Origin of the sequence: Nocardia vaccinii NBRC 15922, from assembly GCF_001613305.1 — a bacterium.
In the GTDB taxonomy this organism is placed as follows: Bacteria; Actinomycetota; Actinomycetes; order Mycobacteriales; family Mycobacteriaceae; genus Nocardia; species Nocardia vaccinii.
Genome location: NZ_BDCC01000009.1, coordinates 372,530 through 395,038, shown reverse-complemented (window position 1 = coordinate 395,038; position 22,509 = coordinate 372,530). Strand labels below are relative to the sequence as shown.

The following is a 22,509-nucleotide window of genomic DNA, read 5'->3' as shown; positions in this document are numbered from 1 at the left end:
ACGCCGCGCTCACCGAATTCGCCGGCCGCGGCTTCGACGTCACGGCCGAGCCGCCGGTGCGGCTGCGCCTGTTCCGCAACGGTCCGACCGATCACGTGCTCGCCGTCGTCGCGCATCACATCGCCGCGGACGGTTTCTCGATGCGGCCGCTGGTGCGCGATCTGATGATCGCTTATGTCGCGCGCGGTGCGGGCCACGCGCCGGAGTGGGCGCCGCTGCCGATCCAGTACGTGGATTACGCACTGTGGCAACGCGATCAGCTCGGTTCGGAGGACGATCCGCGCTCGGTGGTCTCCACTCAGCTCGACTACTGGCGCACCACGCTGGCCGGACTGCCCGAGGAACTGCGGCTGTCCACCCGCCCGCGTCCGCCGATCGCGTCGTACGCGGCCGGGACGCACCGGTTCCAGGTGCCCGGCTATCTGGTCGACGCGCTCAACGAGGTGGCGCGTGCGCACGGCAGCACGCTGTTCATGGTGGTGCACAGCGCGTTCGCGGCGCTGCTGGCCCGCCTGAGCGGCACCGACGATATCGCGGTCGGCATCCCGGTCGCCGGTCGTGGCGAGCAGGCCCTGGACGACCTGGTCGGCATGGTCGTCAACACGCTGGTACTGCGCACGCCGGTGAATTCCGGTGCGGCGTTCACCGAACTGCTGGCCGATGTGCGCGAACGGGACCTGGGTGCGTTCGCGCACGCGGGCGTGCCGTTCGAGCGGCTGGTCGAGGTCGTCGATCCGGCGCGTTCGCAGGGCCGGCACCCGCTGTTCCAGGTCATGCTGACCTTCCAGAACATGGGCCCGACCGTGCTCGAGCTGCCCGGGCTGACCGTCTCCGAGCTGCGCGCCGATGCGCCGATGGCCAAGTTCGACCTGCAGCTGACGTTGTCGGAGACCGTTTCCGGCGAGGGCGCGGACACCGCGATGGACGCCGAACTCGTCTATGCCGCAGACCTTTTCGACTCCGCGTACGCCCGGACGTTCGGCGCGCGGTTCGTGCGCGTGCTCGAGGCGGTCGTGGCCGATCCGTCCGCGGCGGTGGGCGATCTGGAACTGCTCGACCCCACCGAGCGGGTCCGGGTGCTGCGTCGCTGGAACGAGACCGATTTCGAGATCGCCGCGGCGCTGCCGAGCACCTCCGACGACGCCGCCGACACCCTGATCTCCCTGTTCGAGGCCCAGGCCGCGCGCACTCCGGACGCGCCCGCGCTCAGCTTCGAGGGGACGACTCTGTCCTACGGCGAGTTCGCCGACCGCGTCCGGCGGCTGGCGCGCTGGCTCGTCACGCAGGGCGTCGGCCCCGAATCCGTTGTCGCACTGGGCATGCGGCGTTCGATCGAGCTGGTGGTGGGCATCTACGCGGTGAGTGCGGCGGGTGGCGCCTATCTGCCGCTGGATCCGGACCATCCGATCGAGCGCAACGAGTACATCCTGGACACCGCTCGCCCGGCGTGCGTACTGACCAGCGATACCGACTTCGTCGATCTGCCCGGCGGGCGTCCGGGCACGAACGCGCCGACGGTGGTCGAGGATCTGGACCTGTCGGTATTCTCCGGTGAGCCGCTCACCGACGCCGATCGGGTTGCGCCGCTGCATCCGTCGAATATCGCGTACGTGATCTTCACCTCCGGTTCGACCGGTCGCCCCAAGGGTGTGGCGGTGCCGCACGGGGCGATCGTGAACCGCCTGGTGTGGATGCACGCGCAGTACGGCCTCGCCCCCGACGATGTGGTGTTGCAGAAGACTCCGTCGACGTTCGATGTGTCGGTGTGGGAGTTCTTCTGGCCGTTGCAGATCGGTGCGCGACTGGTGGTGGCCAAGCCCGACGGGCATCGTGATCCGGCGTATCTGGCCGAGTTGATCGCGGCCGAGGGCGTGACGGTGGCCCACTTCGTGCCGTCCATGCTGGCGGTGTTCGTCGCCGCGCTGGCGAACGAGCGTGGGGCCGTGGCGCTTCCGGGTGGCGTCCCGGCGGTGCGGCTGCGCAACGTCTTCGCCTCCGGTGAGGCGCTGCCCGGCCCGATCGCGCAGCAGTTGCGCGCGCTGACCGGCGCGCGCTTGCACAACCTCTACGGCCCGACCGAGGCGGCGGTCGACGTCACCCATCACGAGGTGACCGATGCCGACGCCGTCGCCGTGCCGATCGGCGCGCCGGTGTTCAACACCCGGGTGTACGTGCTGGATTCGCGGCTGCGGCCGGTTCCGGTGGGTGTCGCGGGTGAGCTGTATCTGGCGGGCGCACAGCTCGCACGCGGGTATGTGGCGCGGGCGGATCTGTCCGCGGATCGGTTCGTGGCCAACCCGTTCGGTGACGGCGAGCGCATGTACCGCACCGGCGACCTGGTCGTCTGGACACCGAGCGGTGAGCTGGAGTACTTGGGCCGCACCGACTTCCAGGTGAAGTTGCGCGGCCTGCGCATCGAACTGGGCGAGATCGAATCCGCGCTGACCGCCATCGACACGGTCGCGCAGTCGGTCGTGCTGGTGCGGGCCGATGAGCGCCTGGGTGATCAGCTGGTGGCCTACCTGGTCGCCTCGCCCGGCGCGCGGATTTCCGTCGATGTTGTGAAATCGGAGCTGGCACAGCATGTTCCGGCATACATGGTGCCGACGGCATTCGTGGTGCTGGACGAGTTCCCGCTGAACGCCTCGGGCAAGTTGGACCGCAGGGCGCTGCCCGAGCCGACCTTCGAGGCGCGGGTGTTCCGGGCCCCGGGCACCTCGGTCGAACAGGCCGTGGCCGACACCCTCGCCGAGGTTCTCGGGGTGGAGCGGGTCGGTCTGGACGACGACTTCTTCGCCCTCGGCGGCAACTCGCTGCTGGCCACGCAGGTTGCGGCCCGCCTGGGCGCGGCGCTGGACACCGAGGTGCCGGTGCGCGTGCTGTTCGAGGCATCCAGTGTCGCGGCGCTGGCCGCACGCGTGGAATCGCATGCGGGACAGGGCGGTCGCGCACCGCTGACTCCCCGGTCACGGCCCGAGCTGGTGCCGCTCTCGCCCGCACAGCAGCGGATGTGGTTCCTGAATCGCTTCGATCACCGCACCGCGGTCAACAACATCCCGGTCGCCATCCGGCTGACCGGTGAGCTGGACCGGGACGCCTTCGCAGCCGCCGTGCGCGATGTGCAGATCCGGCACGAGGCGCTGCGGACCATCTATCCCGAGATCGAGGGCGTCGGCTATCAGCAGGTGCTGCCCGCGCCCTCGGTGGAGTTCGAACTCACCGCCGAACCGGTGACCGAGGCGGAGCTGCCCGCGCGCATCCTGGAGCTGGCCGGGGTGCATTTCGACGTCACCGCCGAGATCCCCTTCCGCGCGAACCTGCTGCAGGTGACTCGCCCGGCCGCGCCGAACCGCAATGGCGACCGTCGGCCGCTGCCCGACGAACACGTCGTGGTGCTGGTGATGCACCACATCAGCGGTGACGGCTTCTCGCTGCGGCCGCTGCTGCGCGATGTGGTGGCCGCCTATTCCGAGCGTTCCCGCGGTGAGGCCCCCGCCTGGACGCCACTGCCGGTGCAGTACGCGGACTACGCGCTGTGGCAGCACGAACTGCTCGGCGCCCCGGACGATTCCGCCTCGGCGGCCGCGCGTCAGATCGCCTACTGGACCGAACAACTGCGCGACCTGCCCGAGCAGATCGATCTGCCCGCGGATCGGCCGCGGCCGGAGGTCGCCACCAATTCCGGTGGTACGCACAACTTCTCGATAGACGCCGAACTGCACGGCGCGCTGACCGAACTGGCCCGCGCGCATGGGGTCACGCTGTTCATGCTGATGCACGCGGTGCTGGCCACCTGGGCGGCGCGGCTTTCCGGCAGCCGGGACATCGCCATCGGCACGCCGATCGCGGGCCGCGGCGAACGTGCGCTCGACGATATGGTCGGCATGTTCGTCAACACGCTCGTGCTGCGGACCGAGGTCCGCCCGGACACGCGGTTCGCCGAACTGCTCGACGAGGTGCGCCGCACGGATCTGGCCGCGTTCGGCCATGCCGACGTGCCGTTCGAACATCTGGTGGACGTGCTGAGCCCGGTCCGCTCGCAGGCGCACCACCCGCTGTTCCAGGTGGTGCTGACCTTCGAGGCGACCGGTCAGCGTGACGCCGCCGCGGTGAGCCTGCCCGGGCTCGACCTCGAGGTCGTCGAATTCGACGCGGCCACAGCGAAGTTCGACATCCAGCTGACCGTCGGCGAGGCCGTTCCGGAGGATCCGGCCACGGCCGCCGGTGGGCTGTCGCTGTCCTGGAACTACGCCACCGATCTGTTCGATCCCGCGACGGTCGCGGCCTTCTCGGACCGGTTGCTACGCATCCTGTACGCCGTGGTCGAGGATCCGGCGACGGTGCTCGGCGATATCGATCTGCTCGGCGAGGCCGAACGACTCGATGTCACCAGCCGTTGGGTGAGTTCCGGAAACGACACCCTGGACGCGGTAGTCCCGGCGGAGGTGGCAGCTCGCGCGACCACGCAGCGCCCCGGGAATGCCGCCAGCGGTACGGCGCGTTTCGCCGATCGCGACCGCACCCTGTCGGATCTGTTCGACGAGATGGTCGTGGCGAACCCGGACCGGATCGCGGTGAAGTCCGGCGAGGACCGGCTCACCTACACCTCCCTGGATCAGCGCGCGAATCAGTTGGCGCGCAGACTGATCGACCAGGGCGCTGGACCGGGCGCGCTGGTCGCGGTGATCCTGCCGCGCTCGGCCGATCTGGTGGTCGCCCTGCTCGCGGTGGTCAAGTCCGGCGCGGGCTACGTGCCGATCGACCCGAGTTATCCGGCCGAGCGGATCGCCTATGTGCTGGGCGATTCGGATCCGGCGGTGGCGATCATCGACAGCACCGTCGAGATCGATCTGGGCGTGCGCGCGGACGGCACCGCGCTACCGGTCGTGCTGATGGACCACTACGGCATCGATGTGCCCGATCTGCTGGACTCCGGCGAACATCCGGTCACCGACGCCGATCGTCTCGCACCGTTGCGCGCCGAGGACGTCGCCTACGTCATCTACACCTCCGGTTCGACCGGCCGTCCCAAGGGCGTCGCGGTCGAACACCGCAACGTGGTGCGGCTGTTCGCCAATACCGATCGGGACTTCGGTTTCGGCGCCGACGACGTGTGGACGCTGTTCCACTCCTTCGCCTTCGACTTCTCGGTGTGGGAACTGTGGGGTCCGCTGTTGTTCGGCGGCACCCTCATCGTGGTCGACTACTACACCTCGCGCTCGCCCGAGCAGTTCCTGGAACTGCTGCGGCGCGAACGGGTCACGGTGCTCAACCAGACGCCGTCGGCGTTCTACCAGCTCGCCGAGGCGGACCGCAACGCCGTATCCGATCCGCGGACCGCGGCGCGGCCGCTGTCGTTGCGGTACATCGTCTTCGGTGGTGAGGCGCTGGAGCTGCGCCGCCTCGCGGACTGGGTCGCGCGCTACGGTGCGGGTGCCGACGGCAGCACGCCGGGTAATCCGCAGCTGGTCAACATGTACGGCATCACCGAAACCACCGTGCACGTCTCGTATCGGCCGATCGACGCCGAAACAGTGTCCGCCGCAACGGGTTCGGTGGTCGGCCGGGCAATCGCCGGACTGCGCGTGCACGTGCTGGACGATCGCCTGCACCCGGTGCCGGTCGGTGTGGCCGGTGAGATGTACGTCTCGGGCCGTCAGCTGTCCCGCGGCTATCTGGGCCGCCCGGATCTGAGCGCGGCGCGGTTCGTCGCGAATCCCTTCGGGGGAGACGGCGCAGCCGGCGGCGGTTCCCGGATGTACCGCACCGGTGACGTGGCGCGCTGGAACCGGCACGGTGAGCTGGAGTACCTGGGCCGCGCCGACGATCAGGTCAAGGTGCGCGGTTTCCGCATCGAGCTCGGCGAGATCGAGGCCGCGGTGCTGGCCCAGCCGGGTATCGCGCAGACCGCCGTCATCGTGCGCGAGGACCAGCCCGGCGATCAGCGCATCGTCGCCTACGTGGTACCCGAACCGGGTTCCGCGCCGGCGCTGGAGGTCGTGCGCGACGGCGCCGCCGAGCGGTTGCCGTCCTATATGGTGCCCGCGGCGTTCGTGCTGCTTGACCGAATTCCGTTGACCGTCAACGGAAAACTGGATCGGCGTGCGCTGCCCGCACCCGCGGCGCAGGCCCGCGCCTACCGCGCGCCGGAGACGCCGGTACAGGAGGCGGTGGCAGCGGTCTTCGCCGAGGTGCTCGGCATCGAGCGGTCCGCCGGTCGCGGCGTCGGCCTGGACGACGACTTCTTCGATCTGGGCGGCAACTCGCTGATCGCGACCCGCGTGGTGGCGCGGATCGGCGCGGCGCTGGGCACCACGGTGGCCGTGCGCGCGCTGTTCGAGGCGCCGACGGTGGAGGCTCTGGCCGCCCGGGTGGAATCGCACACCGGCGACGAGGCCGGGCCGCGTCTGGCCCCGCGCCCGCGCAACAGCACCGACCTGGTGCCGCTGTCGTTCGCGCAGCAGCGGATGTGGTTCCTGAACCAGTACGACAAGTCCTCGGCGGCCTACAACCTGCCGCTGGCGATCCGGTTGTCCGGTGAACTCGACACCGCCGCACTGCAATTGGCGATCTTCGATGTGGTGCGGCGGCACGAGTCGTTGCGCACCCGCTACCCCGAGCACGGCGGCGCGCCGACCCAGCTGGTGGTGGCGGCCGAGCAGATCGCGCTGGATCTGCGGGCCTATCCGATCGGGGCGGACGAGCTGGCCGCCGCGCTCGCGGAGTTCGCTTCCATCGGATTCGATGTGGTCGAACAGGTTCCGTTGCGCGCCCGGTTGTTCCGGGTGCAGCCCGACGAGCACGTGCTGGTCGTGGTGGTCCACCACATCGCCGGTGACGCCATCTCGATGACGCCGCTGGCCCGCGACCTGATGACCGCGTACACCGCGCGCACCCAGGGCAGCGCCCCCGGCTGGGCTCCGCTGCCGGTGCAGTACGCCGATTTCGCGATCTGGCAGCGTGAGGCGCTGGGCACCGAGGACGATCCGGACTCGCTGCTCTCGCGTCAGCTGGGCTACTGGCAGGGTGCGCTGGCCGGTATTCCGGACGAGCTGACCCTGCCCGCGGATCGCCCGCGGCCCGCGGTCGCCTCGCATCGCGGCGCGACGCTGTGGCGCACGCTGTCCCCGGAGCTGGTTTCGAAGCTGGAAGATGTTGCCCGCCAGCGTGGTTCGTCGCTGTTCATGGTGATGCACGGTGCGCTGTCGGTGCTGCTGGCCCGGCTGTCCGGTGGCGACGACATCGCCGTGGGCACCCCGGTCGCCGGACGTGGTGAGGCCGCGCTCGACGATCTGGTCGGCATGTTCGTCAACACCCTGGTCCTGCGCACGGAGATCGATCGGGCCGAATCGTTCGGCACGCTGCTCGAGCGGGTGCGGCACACCGATCTGGAGGCGTTCGGCAACGCCGACGTGCCGTTCGAGCGCCTGGTGGAGCTGCTCGCACCCGAGCGGTCGCAGGCGCGCAATCCGCTGTTCCAGGTGGCGCTGTCGTTCCAGAACATGGAGCGGGCCGGTCTCGAGCTGCCCGGTCTGACGGTCTCGGCGCTGGACCTGGACGAGAACATCGCCCGGTTCGACCTGCAGTTCACCCTGTCCGAGCGGGATGCGGTGAACATCTCCGGCACCGCCGGGGCCGGGATGTCGCTGGCGCTGACCTACGCGACCGAACTGTTCGACGAGGCCACCGCCGCCTCCTTCGTCACCCGCTGGCAGTGGGTGCTCGAGGCGATCGCCGCCGATCCTGAGGTGGTCGTCGGGACCATCGAGATCCTGGAACCCGCCGAGCGTGCCGAAATCGTCTCTCGCACAGGAGGTCCCGGGCTCGCGCCGAGTACGCTGCCGGAACTGCTGGCGGCTGCCGTTTCCCGCGATCCGGCCGCGCCCGCGGTCGTGTTCCGCGACATCCGGCTCAGCTACGGCGAACTCGACGAACGCTCGAATCGCCTGGCGCGCTTGCTGATCGATCGGGGCCTGGGCACCGAGGATCTGATCGCGATCGCGATTCCGCGTTCGGCGGACTCGTATTTCGCCGAATGGGGTGTGACCAAGTCGGGTGCGGCCTTCGTGCCGATCGACCCATCCTATCCGGCCGACCGCATCGAGCACATGATCACCGATTCGGGCACCCCGATCGGCCTGACCGTGTCCTCGGTGCGCGCGGATCTGCCGGACTCGGTGCAGTGGCTGGTCCTGGACCAGCTGGACCTCGACGTGTTCGACGGCGCGGCGGTCACCGATGCGGACCGGGTGCGTCCGCTGCGGCCGTACAACCTCGCCTACGTCATCTACACCTCCGGTTCCACCGGCGTGCCCAAGGGTGTCGTGGTACCGCACGCGGGTCTGGCCAACTTCAGTGCCGAGCAGGTTTCCCGCTACCGCCTCGACTCCGATTCGCGCACATTGCATTTCTCCTCGCCGAGCTTCGACGCCTCGCTGATGGAACTGCTGTTCGCGGTCGGTCCCGGCGGCACGCTCGTGATCGTGCCCACCGGTGTGTTCGGCGGCGAGGAGCTGTACGAGCTGATCCGGCGCGAGCAGGTCAGCCATCTGTTCATCACCCCGGCCGCGCTGGCGACGCTGGACCCGGCCGGACTGGACAGTCTGCGGGTGCTGGCGGTCGGCGGAGAGGCGTATTCGCCGGAGCTGCTGGCCAAGTGGGCGATTCCGCTGGGCGGACCGGACGGGCCGATCCGCGCGTTCCACAACATCTACGGCCCGACCGAGACCCAGATCGTGGTCAACATCGGTGAGCCGCTGCTGCCCGGCGACGCGCTGACCATGGGCGGTCCGAACCGCGGCGTCGGGTCGCTGGTCCTGGACAACCGGCTGCAGCCGGTGCCCGACGGCGTCGCCGGTGAGCTGTACGTCTCGGGTATCCAGGTCACCCGCGGTTATCACGAGCGGGCGAGTCTGACCGCGGACAAGTTCGTGGCGAACCCGTTCGCACCGGGTGAGCGCATGTACCGCACCGGTGACGTGGTGCGCTGGACCTCGCGGCAACTGCGCGACGGCACGTCGGAGCACCGGCTGGAGTACGTCGGCCGCTCGGACTTCCAGGTGAAGGTCCGAGGTTTCCGCATCGAGCTCGGCGAGATCGACGCCGCGCTGACCTCGCACGAGAGTGTCGACTTCGCTGCGACGATCGGACACCGCAGCGCCGCGGGCGCGACCTCGCTGGTGTCGTATGTCGTTGCGACACAGGGGCATACGATCGATATCGCGGCGCTCACCGAGCACATCGGCAAGCGGCTGCCCGGCTATATGGTGCCCGCGTCGGTGATGGTGCTCGATCACATCCCGCTGACCCCGGTCGGCAAGCTGGACCGCCGGGCGCTGCCCGAACCGGTCTTCGCCTCCGAAGCCGCCTTCACCGCACCGCGCACGCCGCTCGAGCACACCCTCGCCGAGGTCTTCGCCGAGGTGCTGGGCATCGAGCGGGTCGGCATCGAGGATTCGTTCTTCGCGCTGGGCGGCGACAGCATCGTCTCCATTCAGCTGGTCGCGCGGGCCAAGGCGCGCGGCGTGGTGTTCTCTCCGCGCGACGTCTTCGAACAGCGCACGGTGGCCGCCCTCGCCGAGGTCGCCACCACCACCGACGCGCAGGGCGACGCGGTGGCGCGACTGGCCGAACTGCCCGGCGGCGGCGTCGGCACCATGCCGCTGACCCCGGTGGTGCGGTTCATGGTGGAGCGGCCCGGTGGTATCGGGCGCTTCAATCAGACTCTGGCACTGGAACTTCCGATCGGCATCGACCGCGCGGGGATCGCCGCGACGGTGGCCGCGGTCATCGACCGGCACGACATGCTGCGCGCTCGGCTGCGGCGGCATGCGGGCGCGGAATGGATCATCGAGACGGCCGAACCGGGCACGATCGATGTGGACGCGCTGATCGACCGGGTCGAATTCGATGCCTCGGCCGACGAGGCCGCGGTCTTCGACATCGCCCGCGCCGCACTGGATGTCACGCTGGACCGGCTGGATCCCGAAGCGGGCGTGGTGATCCGGTTCGTCTGGCTGGAGCCGGTATCCAGCTCGGGATCCGAGCGCGCCGGCCGACTCGTCGTCGCCGCGCACCACATGATCATCGACGGCGTGTCCTGGCGAATCCTGGTGCCGGACTTCGTTACCGCCTGGGGACAGCTGTCCTCCGGGCAGACTCCGGAGCTGGCCGAGCCGGGCACCAGCATGCGCACCTGGTCGCATGCGCTCGAGCAGGTCGCGGCCGAGCGCACCGGTGAGCTGGAGCGCTGGCGTTCGGTGGTCGAGGGTCCGGACCCGCTGCTGACCGCGCGTCCGATGGATCCGGCCATCGATGTGTCGGGCGTCATCGCCCGCCATCATGTCGAGGTGTCGGCCGAGGCCACCCGGGCGCTGCTGACCACGGTGCCGGCGCTGTTCCACGGCGGCGTCAACGATGCACTGGTGACCGCGCTGGCGCTGGCGACGGCGGCCTGGCGGGCCGAGCGTCTCGGCGAGGCCGCCGCGGACGGCGCGGATTCGCTGCTCATCCGGCTGGAAGGCCACGGGCGCGAAGAGGATCTGGTCCCGGGCGCGGATCTGTCCCGGACCGTCGGCTGGTTCACCGCGATCTACCCGGTCCGCGTGGATCTGTCCGAGATCGATGTCGCGGGCGCGCTGACCGGCGGCCCCGCCATGGGACGCGCGATCAAGGCGATCAAGGAACAGTTGCGCGCGGTCCCGGACAAGGGAGTGGGCTACGGCCTGCTGCGGTACCTGAACCCGGATACCGCCGCACAGCTTCCGGCGCAGTTGCCGGGCCAGGTCAGCTTCAACTACCTGGGCCGGGTCTCCGAGGGCGGTGTGCCCGAGGCACTGCGCGGCTTCGGCTGGATCCCCGCACCCGAACTGGGCGAGTTGGGCGGCGACTACGACGCCGATATGCCCGCGATGGCGCCCCTGGACATCAACGCCATCGTGGTCGGCGACCAGCTCACCGCCAATATCGGCTATCCGACCACGCTGCTCGGCGACGAGGCCGTCGCGGGCTTCGGCCGGATGTGGGTCGAGGCCGTGGAAGCCGTTGCGCGCCACGCTGTTTCCGCGCAGGCGGGCGGACATACTCCGTCCGACTTCGCGCTCGTGCACAGCACCCAGCAGGATGTGGACGACTGGGAGCGCCGATTCCCGACGTTGACCGAGGTATGGCCGCTGTCGGCCCTGCAGGCCGGTCTACTGTTCCACGCTCAGCTCGCGGCCACCTCTGTGGACGTGTACACCGCGCAGGCCGTGCTCACGCTGACCGGCTGGGTGGACGCGGACCGGTTGCGCGCGGCCGCGCAGGCGCTGGTGGATCGCTACGAGAACCTGCGCACAGCCTTCGTGACCGACGCCCAGGGCAATCCGGTACAGCTGGTTCTGGACGGTGTGCGGGTGGCCTGGGCCGAACACGACTGCCGTCCGGCGCTCGCGCGTCCGGGCGCGACGGCGAGCGAGATCATCGACGCCGACCGCACGCGGCGGTTCGACCTCGCCGAGCCGCCGCTGATCAGGTTCACGCTGATCCGGGTAGGCGAGAGCGAATGGCAGCTCGCGGTGTCCAACCACCACATCCTGCTGGACGGCTGGTCGATGCCGCTGCTCATGCGGGATCTGCTGGTGCTGTACGCCACCCGCGCCGACACCGCCGCGATGCCCGCGGTGCGCTCGTACCGGTACTTCCTGGAATGGGTTGCGCAGCAGGATCATTCGGCCTCGGTCGCGGCCTGGGCCGCGGCACTGTCGGGTGTCTCCGAGCCGACTCTGCTGACCCGTCCCGATTCGGGGCGCGAGATCACCTCGCTGTCCGGCGAATACCTGTTCGGCCTCGACCAGGCCGCCACCGCGCGGCTCACCGAGCTGGCGACCCGGCTCGGCGTCACGCCGAATACGGTGCTCCAGGTCGCGTGGGGAATTCTGCTGGGCCGCACCACCGGACGCGACGACGTGCTGTTCGGCACCACGGTCTCGGGACGCCCGGCGCAGTTGCCCGGCGTGGAATCCATGGTCGGCCTGTTCATCAACACCGTCCCGGTGCGGGTGGACATCGACCCGGCCGAATCGGTGCGCGCACTGCTCACCCGGACCCAGGGCGAACAGGCGGACCTGCTCGACCACCACTACGTCGGCCTGGCCGACATCCAGCAGGCCGCCGGAATGGGCGGGCTGTTCGACACCCTGGTCGTGTTCGAGTCCTATCCGGTCGATTCCGAGGGGATCCGGGAGCAGGCCGCCGATATCGACGGTATGGCCGTTACCGGACTCGAGGCCGCCGACGCCACGCACTATCCGCTGACGCTGATCGCGCAGCTCGACACCCGACCGGGCGATACCGGGCAGAGCCTGCGGATTCGCGCCGGATATTTGCGAGACCTGTTCCAGGAGAGCTCGATTCGGCGTATCGCGGGCCGATTGGTTCGCGTGCTGACCGCGATCACCGCCGATCCGGAGGTTCCGGTGGGCGATATCGCCCTGCTGGACGACGCCGAACGAGATCTGGTGGTCACGCGGTGGAACGACACCGCGCACCCGCTGCCCGATCCGGCCGCGACCCTGGTTTCGATGTTCGAGGCACAGGCCGCCCGCACGCCGGACGAGCCCGCGCTCACCTTCGAGGGGACGACTCTGTCCTACGCCGAGTTCGCCTCCCGCGTGCACCGCTTGGCGCGCTGGCTGGTGGATCGCGGCGTGGGCCCGGAGTCCTTCGTCGCCCTGGGCATGCGCCGCTCGATCGATCTGGTGGTCGGCATGTACGCCGTCGCCGCGGCCGGCGCTGCCTACGTGCCGCTGGATCCGGATCACCCCGCCGAGCGCACCGAATACATCCTGCGCACCGCGGACCCGGTCTGCGTGCTCACCTCCGGTGACGATCTGGAGATCGACACCGCGCAGGTGCGGATCGACCTGCTGGATCTGTCCGGTTACGCGATCGAGCCGCTCACCGATGCCGACCGCCGTTACCCGCTGCGCGCGGCCGACACCGCGTACGTCATCTTCACCTCCGGCTCGACCGGCCGCCCGAAGGGCGTCGCGGTGCCGCATTCGGCGATCGTGAACCGTCTGGTGTGGATGCAGTCCGAATACGGCCTCACCGCTGATGACGTGGTGTTGCAGAAGACGCCGTCGACGTTCGACGTGTCGGTGTGGGAGTTCTTCTGGCCCTTGCAGATCGGCGCGCGCCTGGTGGTGGCCAAGCCCGACGGTCACCGTGATCCGGCCTACCTGGCCGAGCTGATCGCGGCCGAGGGTGTGACGGTAGCCCACTTCGTGCCGTCCATGCTGTCCGTCTTTGTCGCCGAATCCGCCGTGGCGCAGTGCCGTTCGCTGCGCATGGTGTTCTCCTCGGGTGAGGCGCTGGCGCCTCGCTCCGCGCATCGGCTGCGCGAGCTGACCGGTGCGGCGGTGCACAACCTGTACGGCCCGACCGAGGCCGCGGTCGACGTGACCTACCACCAGGTCACCGCGGCCGATCAGGAATCCGTGCCGATCGGCCGTCCGGTGTTCAACACCCGGGTGTACGTGCTGGATTCGCGCTTGCAGCCGACTCCGGTGGGTGTCGCGGGTGAGCTGTATCTGGCGGGCACGCAGTTGGCGCACGGTTACGTCCGGCGGTCCGATCTGACTTCGGATCGGTTCGTGGCCAACCCGTTCGGTGACGGTGAGCGTATGTACCGCACCGGCGACCTGGTCTACTGGACCGGCGAGGGTGAACTGGAGTATCTGGGCCGCACCGACTTCCAGGTCAAGCTGCGTGGCCTGCGTATCGAACTCGGCGAGATCGAATCCGCGCTGACCGCCCTGCCCGAGGTCGGCCAGGCCGTGGCCGTGGTCCGCCACGACGTGCACACCGGCGATCAGCTGGTGGCGTATGTCGTTGCGGCCGAGTCGATCCTGGACACCGACGAGGTTCGCGAAGAGCTCGGCCGCCGCCTGCCCGCCTACATGGTGCCCGCGCTGGTGATGGTGCTGGACGAGCTGCCGCTCAACGCCTCGGGCAAGCTGGACCGCAAGGCGCTGCCCGCACCGGTGTTCGAGGCCGCGGTGTTCCGCGCGCCGACCACGCCGGTGGAGGAGATCGTCGCGGAGATCTTCGCCGAGACACTGGGTGTCGCGCGCGTCGGCCTGGACGACGACTTCTTCGCACTGGGCGGCAACTCGCTGATCGCCACCCAGGTCGCGGCCCGCCTGTCGGCCGCGCTCGACACCGATCTGAGCGTCCGCGAGATCTTCGAGGCGTCCACGGTGTCCGCGCTGGCCGCGCGAGCCGAGTCCGGAACCGGCGGTTCCACCCGCAAACCGCTTGTGCCGCAACCGCGTCCGGAGCGGATCCCGCTCTCGCTGGCGCAGCAGCGGATGTGGTTCCTGAACCGCTTCGATCCCGAGTCCGCGGTCGACAACATCCCGGTCGTGGTCCGGATGTCCGGTCTGCTGGACCGGCAGGCACTGCATATCGCGGTCGCCGATGTGCTGGCGCGGCACGAATCGCTGCGCACCCGGTATCCCGAGGCCGCGCTGGGCTCCCGCGAGCCCGCCCTGGCGGCGTACCAGGAGATCGTGCCGACCAGCCGGGTGATTCCGGATCTGACGCCGATCGACATCACCGAGGCCGAGTTGCCCGGCCAGCTGTCCGAGCTGGTGCTCACCGGCTTCGACGTCACCGCCGAGGTGCCGCTGCGGGCCCGGTTGTACGAGGTGAGCCCCACCGAACACGTGCTGGCCGTGGTGGTGCACCACATCTCCGGCGACGGATTCTCGATGGGCCCGTTCGCCCGCGACGTGATGACCGCCTACGGCGCCCGGGTCGACGGCGGCGAGCCCGCCTGGCAGCCGCTGACGGTGCAGTACGCGGACTACGCGCTGTGGCAGCGCGAGGTGCTGGGTTCGGAGAGCGATCCGGAATCGCTGATCGCCCAGCAGATCTCGTACTGGACCGATACGTTGCGCGGTCTGCCCGAGCAGCTGGACCTGCCGTCCGACCGGCCACGGCCCGCGGTCGCCTCGGGCCGCGGCACGATCCACACCTTCGAGATCGACGCCGAAACCCAGGCCCGACTGGCCGAGCTGGGCCGTCCGCACGGCGCGACCATGTTCATGGTCGTGCACGCGGCGCTGGCGGTCCTGCTGTCCCGGTTGAGCGGTGAAACCGATATCGCGATCGGTACACCGGTCGCGGGCCGCGGTGAACGCGCACTCGACGACATGATCGGCATGTTCGTCAACACGCTGGTACTGCGCACCGAGGTCGAGGCGCAGTCGAGTTTCGCGGATGTGCTGCGCGCGGTCCGCGGTGGCGACATCGCCGCCTTCGGACATGCGGACCTGCCGTTCGAGCGGTTGGTGGAGATCCTCAACCCGACGCGTTCGCAGGCCCGGCATCCGCTGTTCCAGGTGATGCTGTCGCTGCAGAACACCGGCCGCACCACGCTGGAGCTGCCCGGCCTGACCATTCACGGCGTCGAATTGCCCATCGAGACGGCCAAATTCGATCTGCAGCTCGAGCTGACCGAACGGATGCAGGACCCCGAGGGCGTCGGCGGCATACCCGTGCCCGCGGGGATGAGCGCCAAGTTCATCTACGCCACCGACCTCTTCGACGCCGACACCGTCGCGCAGTTCGCGCGTCGATTCGTCCGGCTGCTCAAGGCCGTCGCGGTGACCCCGGATCGCCCGGTCGGCGATCTGCCGCTGCTGGATGCGCGGGAGGCCGAACTCGAGCTGCGGGTGTGGAACGACACGCGATTCGATCTGGACTCCGCGCTGGCGGGGCGCGCGGCCACGCTGCCGTCGATGTTCGCCGCACAGGCGGTGCGCACGCCGGACGAACCCGCGCTCACCTTCGAGGGGACAACCCTCTCCTACGCCGAGTTCGCCTCCCGGGTGCGCCGCCTGGCGCGCCGGTTGATCGAAGCGGGCGTCGGTCCCGACGTGCCGGTGGCCCTGGGCCTGCGGCGTTCGCTCGAGCTGGTCGTCGCCATCCACGCGGTGGTCGAGGCCGGCGGCGCGTACGTGCCGCTGGATCTCGAGCAGCCTGCCGAGCGCATCGCCCATGTGCTCGAGACCGCGCGCCCGGCGTGCGTACTCACCACTGCCGCAGATGAATTCGCGCCCGAGGGTGTGCCGGTGCTGCTGCTCGACGGGCTGGACGTGTCCGGCTACTCCGCCGCGCCGGTCACCGATGCGGAGCGGATCGGCTCGTTGCGGCCGCAGCACACCGCGTACGTCATCTTCACTTCGGGTTCGACCGGTCGTCCGAAGGGTGTGGCGGTCTCGCATGCGGCGATCGTGAACCGTCTGGTGTGGATGCAGTCCGCGTACGGTCTCACCGCTGATGATGTGGTGTTGCAGAAGACTCCGTCGACGTTCGATGTGTCGGTGTGGGAGTTCTTCTGGCCGTTGCAGGTTGGTGCGCGGCTGGTTGTGGCGAAGCCGGATGGTCATCGTGATCCGGTGTATCTGGCGGAGTTGATCGCGGCCGAGGGTGTTTCGGTGGCGCACTTCGTGCCGTCGATGATGTCCGTGTTCGTGGCGGAACCCGAAGTGGCACAGTGTCGTTCGCTGCGGCTGGTGTTCGCCTCCGGTGAGGCGCTCGGACCGGAGGCCGCGCACCGGCTGCGCGAGCTGACCGGTGCGGCGGTGCACAACCTGTACGGCCCGACCGAGGCCGCGGTCGACGTCACCTCGCACGAGGTGACCGACGCGGACGTCGATCTCGTGCCGATCGGCCGCCCGGTGTTCAACACCTGTGCGTACGTTCTCGATTCGCGGCTGCGGCCGGTTCCGGTGGGTGTCGCGGGTGAGCTGTACCTGTCGGGCGATCAGCTGGCGCGCGGCTATGTGGGCCGCACGGATCTGACCTCGGATAGGTTCGTGGCCGATCCGTTCGGTGACGGCGGCCGGATGTACCGCACCGGCGACCTGGTCGCCCGCGCCGCGGACGGCGAGCTGATCTACCGCGGGCGCACCGACTTCCAGGTCAAGCTGCGCGGTCTGCGTATCGAACTCGGCGAGATCGAGGTCGCGCTGCGGGCGCACGAGACCGTCGCGCAGGCGGTGGCCATGGTGCGGTCCGACGATCGCACCGGGGCCCGGCTCGTCGCGTACGTCGTCCCGGCCGAACAGACGGATGCCGAATTCGATTCCGCCGGTTACGATCTGGCGCTGCGGACGCATCTGACCGGGCTGCTGCCCTCCTACATGGTGCCGTCGGCGATCGTCGTGCTCGACGCGCTGCCGCTGAGCCCCAACGGCAAACTGGACCGCCGCGCGCTGCCCGCGCCGTCGTTCGAGGTGCGCGAATTCCGCGCCCCCTCCACGCCGATCGAGGAGATCGTCGCGCACACCTACGCCGACGTGCTCGGACTGGGCACGATGGTCGGTGTCGACGACGACTTCTTCGAACTCGGCGGCAACTCGCTGATCGCTACCCAGGTCGCGGCCCGCCTGTCCGCCGCCCTGGACACCCGGGTTCCGGTCCGGCTGCTGTTCGAGGCGTCCACGGTGGGCGTACTGGCCGCACGGGTGGAACGGCAGGCCGGATCCGGCCATCGCGCACTGGTGGCGGGCCCGCGGCCCGAACGTATTCCGCTGTCGCTCGCGCAGCAGCGAATGTGGTTCCTGAACCGGTTCGATCAGTCCTCGGCCGCGTACAACGTGCCGATGGCGGTGCGGTTGCGCGGATCGGTGGACGTCGAGGCGCTGCGCGCGGCGATCGGCGACCTGGTCGCCCGGCACGAGGTGCTGCGCACGGTGTACCCGGAGGTCACCGTGAGTGGATCGCAGGCCGGGGGACCGGTGCAGGTGATTCTGCCGGTCGGCCGGTCCGTGCCCGAACTGGAGATCACCGCGGTCACCGCGGACGAGGTCGAGGCGGCCATGGCCCGGCTCATCTCGACGAGTTTCGATGTCACGAGCCAGGTTCCGGTGCGCGTCGCGCTGTTCGAGATCACCGGCGCGGATCGGCCGGAGTACGTGCTGGCGATGGTGGTGCACCACATCGCCGGTGACGGTTCCTCGATGGGCCCGCTGACACGCGACCTGATGTCGGCATACGCGGCTCGCACCATGGGCGAGGCGCCGGGCTGGGCCCCGCTGCCGGTGCAGTACGCGGACTACAGCATCTGGCAGCGCGAGCTGCTGGGTTCGGAGGACGATCCGGAATCGCTCGCGGCCAGGCAGATCTCGTACTGGCGCTCGGCCCTGGCCGAGCTGCCCGATCAGCTCGACCTGCCCTCGGATCGGCCGCGGCCGCCGGCGCAGACCTTCGCCGGGAGCCGGGTCGAGGTGCGGATCGATGCCGAGATCCACCGGGCGCTGGCCGAGCTGGCGCGCACCGAGGGCGCGACGCTGTTCATGGTCGTGCACACCGCGTTCGCGCTGCTGCTGGCGCGCCTGTCCGGCACCGACGACATCGCGATCGGTACGCCGATGGCCGGTCGTGGCGAGGCGGCGCTGGACGACATGATCGGCATGTTCGTCAACACGCTGGTGTTCCGGACGCGGGTCGATCCCAGCGAATCCTTCACCGATCTGCTCGCGCGGCAGCGGGAAACCGATATCGCGGCCTTCGCGCATGCCGACGTGCCGTTCGAGCGGCTGGTCGAGGTGCTCAACCCGGTTCGTTCGACCGCTCGGCATCCGCTGTTCCAGGTCGGTCTGTCGTTCCAGAACCTGGCCCAGGCCGGACTGGAACTGCCCGGCCTGACCGTCTCGGCGCTCGAACTCGATACCCGGCAGTCCCAGTTCGATCTGAACCTGATCGTCGCGGACGCCTACGGCGAATCCGGTGCGTCCCAGGGCATCAGCGGCTATCTGACCTATTCCACCGATCTGTTCGACCACGCCACGGTGCAGGGCTTCGTCGATCGTTTCGTGCGGATGCTGGGTGAGATCACCGCCGACCCCGGCGCTGCGGTGGGCGATATCGATCTGCTCGACGGTGCCGAACGCAGCCGGATCTTGGTGCGGCGCAACGCGACCGACCACGCGGTGGACTTCTCCGCGACCCTGGCCGCACTGCTGGCCGCGACCCTGGGCGCCCGCTCCGACGCGGTGGCCCTGGTCGGCCCGGACGGCGGCCGGATCACCTTCGACGAGCTGGATCGCCGGGTGAATCGCCTTGCGCGGCACCTGATCTCGCTCGGCGTCGGCCCGGAGTCGCGGGTGGCGCTGGCCTTCGACCGGTCGGTGGATCTGGTCGTGGCCATGTACGCGGTGGTGGCCGCCGGCGGTGCGTATGTGCCGCTGGGCCCGGATCAGCCCGCGGATCGCACCGGCTACATCCTCGAGACCGCGGCGCCGGTCTGTGTGCTGACCAATGCGGAGACCGCGTTCGGCACCGGGATCGCGCCCGTGGTCCGCATCGATGAGCTGGACCTGTCGGACGTCTCGGACGCCTCGATCGCCGCCGATGAGCGGACCGGACGACTGCGTCCGGACAACACCGCGTACGTCATCTTCACCTCCGGTTCGACCGGCCGTCCCAAGGGTGTGGCCGTCTCGCACGGCGCGATCGTGAACCAGATGCTCTGGGAGGTCGCCGAATTCGGCATCGACGAGAACGATGTGATGCTGCTGCAGACCGCGGCCACCTTCGACGTCTCGACGTGGGAATTCTGGGCCGGCGCGCTGACCGGCGGCCGCCTGGTGATCGCCGCGCCCGGCGGGCACCGCGACGCGGCCTACATGAACGAGCTGATGGCCCGCGAGGGTGTGACCACCCTGGGCACCGTGCCCTCGATGCTCGACGGCCTGCTGACCGAATCGGCCGACGCGCTGTCGCCTTCGCTGCGGCGGGTGCTGGCGATCGGTGAGGCGCTGCCGGGTTCGGTGGCGCAGCGGTTCCTGCGCGCCAACTCCGCCGGGCTGTTCAACGTCTACGGTCCGACCGAAGCGGCGGTCTCGATCACCAATCACGAGGTCACCGAGGCCGACGCGACATCCGTGTCGATCGGCGTGCCGGAGTGGAATTCCCGTGTCTACGTGCTGGATTCGCGGTTGCGTCCGGTACCGGACGGGGTGGCCGGTGAACTGTATCTGGCCGGTGTGCAGCTGGCCCGCGGCTATCTGGGCCGCGCCGAGCTGACCGCGGACCGGTTCGTGGCCAACCCGTTCGGTGTGGGTGAGCGGATGTACCGCACGGGTGACCTGGTGGTGTGGAATGCCAACGGCGAGTTGGACTATCGGGGTCGCACCGACTTCCAGGTGAAGATCCGTGGTTTCCGGATCGAGCTGGGTGAGATCGAGGCGGCTCTGCTGACGCTGCCGCAGGTCGCCCGCGCCGCGGTGGTGGCGCGTGCGGATCAGCGCCTCGGCGACACCCTGGTCGGCTACCTGATCCCGGCCGACGGCGCGTTGGACGTCGCGGAGGTGAAGTCCGCGCTCGCGGCGAGCCTGCCCTCGTACATGGTGCCCGCGGCATTCGTGGTGATGTCCGAGTTCCCGTTGAACGTCAGCGGCAAGCTGGATCGAAAGGCGTTGCCGGAACCGGAGTTCGAGACCACCGAATTCCGCGCGCCGACGACGCCGATCGAGCAGATCGTGGCGGGCGTGTTCGCCGACGTGCTCGGCGTCGAGCGGATCGGCCTGGACGACGACTTCTTCGCGCTCGGCGGTAACTCGCTGCTGGCCACGCAGGTGGCCGCGCGCCTGGGCGCCGCCCTCGACGCGCGGGTGCCGGTGCGCACGGTCTTCGAGAATTCCACCGTCGAGGGGCTGGCGACCGGGGTCGAACAGCACACCGGCGGCCGTCCCGCGCTGCGCGCGGCACAGCGTCCGGAGCGGATCCCGCTGTCGCTGGCGCAGCAGCGGATGTGGTTCCTGAACCGGTTCGATCAGCAGTCCGCGGCCTACAACGTGCCGATCGCGGTCCGGCTCACCGGCGACCTGGACGTCGCCGCGCTGGGCGAGGCCGTCGCCGACGTGGTGGCCCGGCACGAGGTGCTGCGCACGGTCTACCCCGAGACCGAATCCGGTCCGGTGCAGGTGATCCTGCCGCCGGGGCAGTCGGTGCCCGAACTGGTGGTGCGCCCTGCCGAGGCCGGTGAGATCGAGGCATTGCTGCTCGAATTCTTCTCGGCCGCCTTCGATGTGACGGCCGAGGTGCCGTTGCGGGTGACGTTGTTCGAGACCGGTGCGGGCGAGTACGTGCTGGCGATGGTGGTGCACCACATCTCCGGCGACGGCTCCTCGATGGCCCCGATGACGCGCGATCTGATGACCGCCTACGCGGCCCGCTCCACCGGCCACGCCCCGGGCTGGGCCCCGCTGGAGGTCCAGTACGCGGACTTCAGCATCTGGCAGCGGGCGCTGCTGGGCAGCGAGGACGATCCGGAATCGTTGCTGTCCAAGCAGACCGCGTACTGGACGCGGGCGCTGGCGGATCTGCCCGATCAGCTGGATCTGCCCGCGGATCGGCCGCGCCCGGCGGTGCAGTCCTTCGCCGGTCGCAAGGCCGCGCTGCGGATCGACGCCGAATTGCACCGTGCGCTGGTCGATCTGGCGCGCGAGCAGGGTGCGACGTTGTTCATGGTCGTGCACACCGCGCTGGCGGTGCTGTTGGCGCGGTTGTCGGGTACCGAGGACATCGCGATCGGTACGCCGATGGCGGGTCGCGGTGAGGCCGCGCTGGACGACATGATCGGCATGTTCGTCAATACGCTGGTGTTCCGCACGCGGGTCGAGCCCGCGACGACGTTCGCCGAACTGCTGGAAACCCAGCGCGAGACCGACATTCAGGCGTTCGCCAACGCCGACGTCCCGTTCGAGCGTCTGGTCGAGACGCTGAACCCGGTCCGCTCGACCGCTCGGCATCCGCTGTTCCAGGTGGGTCTGTCCTTCCAGAACATGGGCGTGACGAATCTGGAACTGCCGGGCCTGACGCTGTCCGGGATCGAGGTGGACACCGAGATCTCGCAGTTCGACCTGCACCTGTTCCTGGCCGACGGCTACGACGACGCCGGTCAGCCGAACGGTATGGACGGCTACTTCACCTACGCGACGGATCTGTTCGACGCCGCGACGGTCGAGGGCTTCGCGGCCCGGTTCCTGCGGCTGCTCGGCGAGGTCTCCGCTGCTCCCGCCACCCCCGCCGGTGAATTCGAACTCGTCGACGAGGCCGAGCGCGCGCTGATCCTGCGCGACTGGAACGACACCCGGCGCCCGATCGAGGCGACCTCGCTGCTGGACGGATATCGCCGGACGGTGGCCGCGCATCCGGATCGGGTGGCTGTTGCCTTCGACGGTGTGGAGCTGACTTATCGGGAGTTCGATGAGCGGGTGAATCTGCTTGCGCGCCGGTTGATCTGGGCTGGTGTCGGTCCGGAGTCGCTGGTCGCCTTGTCGATTCGGCGTTCGATCGATCTGGTTGCCAGCATGTACGCGGTGATTACCGCGGGTGGTGCGTATGTGCCGTTGGATCCGGATCATCCGGCCGAGCGGATCGCGCATGTGCTCGAGACGGCTCAGCCGGTGTGTGTGCTGACTCGCGACGCAGATGCGGTGCCGGTGCCGGAGG

At 69.5% G+C, this 22,509-nt stretch carries 1 protein-coding gene (running past both ends of the window); it reads left to right on the top strand.

All 22,509 nt of this window come from inside a single coding sequence — locus NV1_RS06290, non-ribosomal peptide synthetase, on the top strand. Of the gene's 50,433 coding nucleotides, 9,964 precede the window and 17,960 follow it; the stretch shown corresponds to coding positions 9,965-32,473 (codon 3,322, partial, through codon 10,825, partial); the first complete codon in view begins at position 3. The start codon and the stop codon both lie outside this window.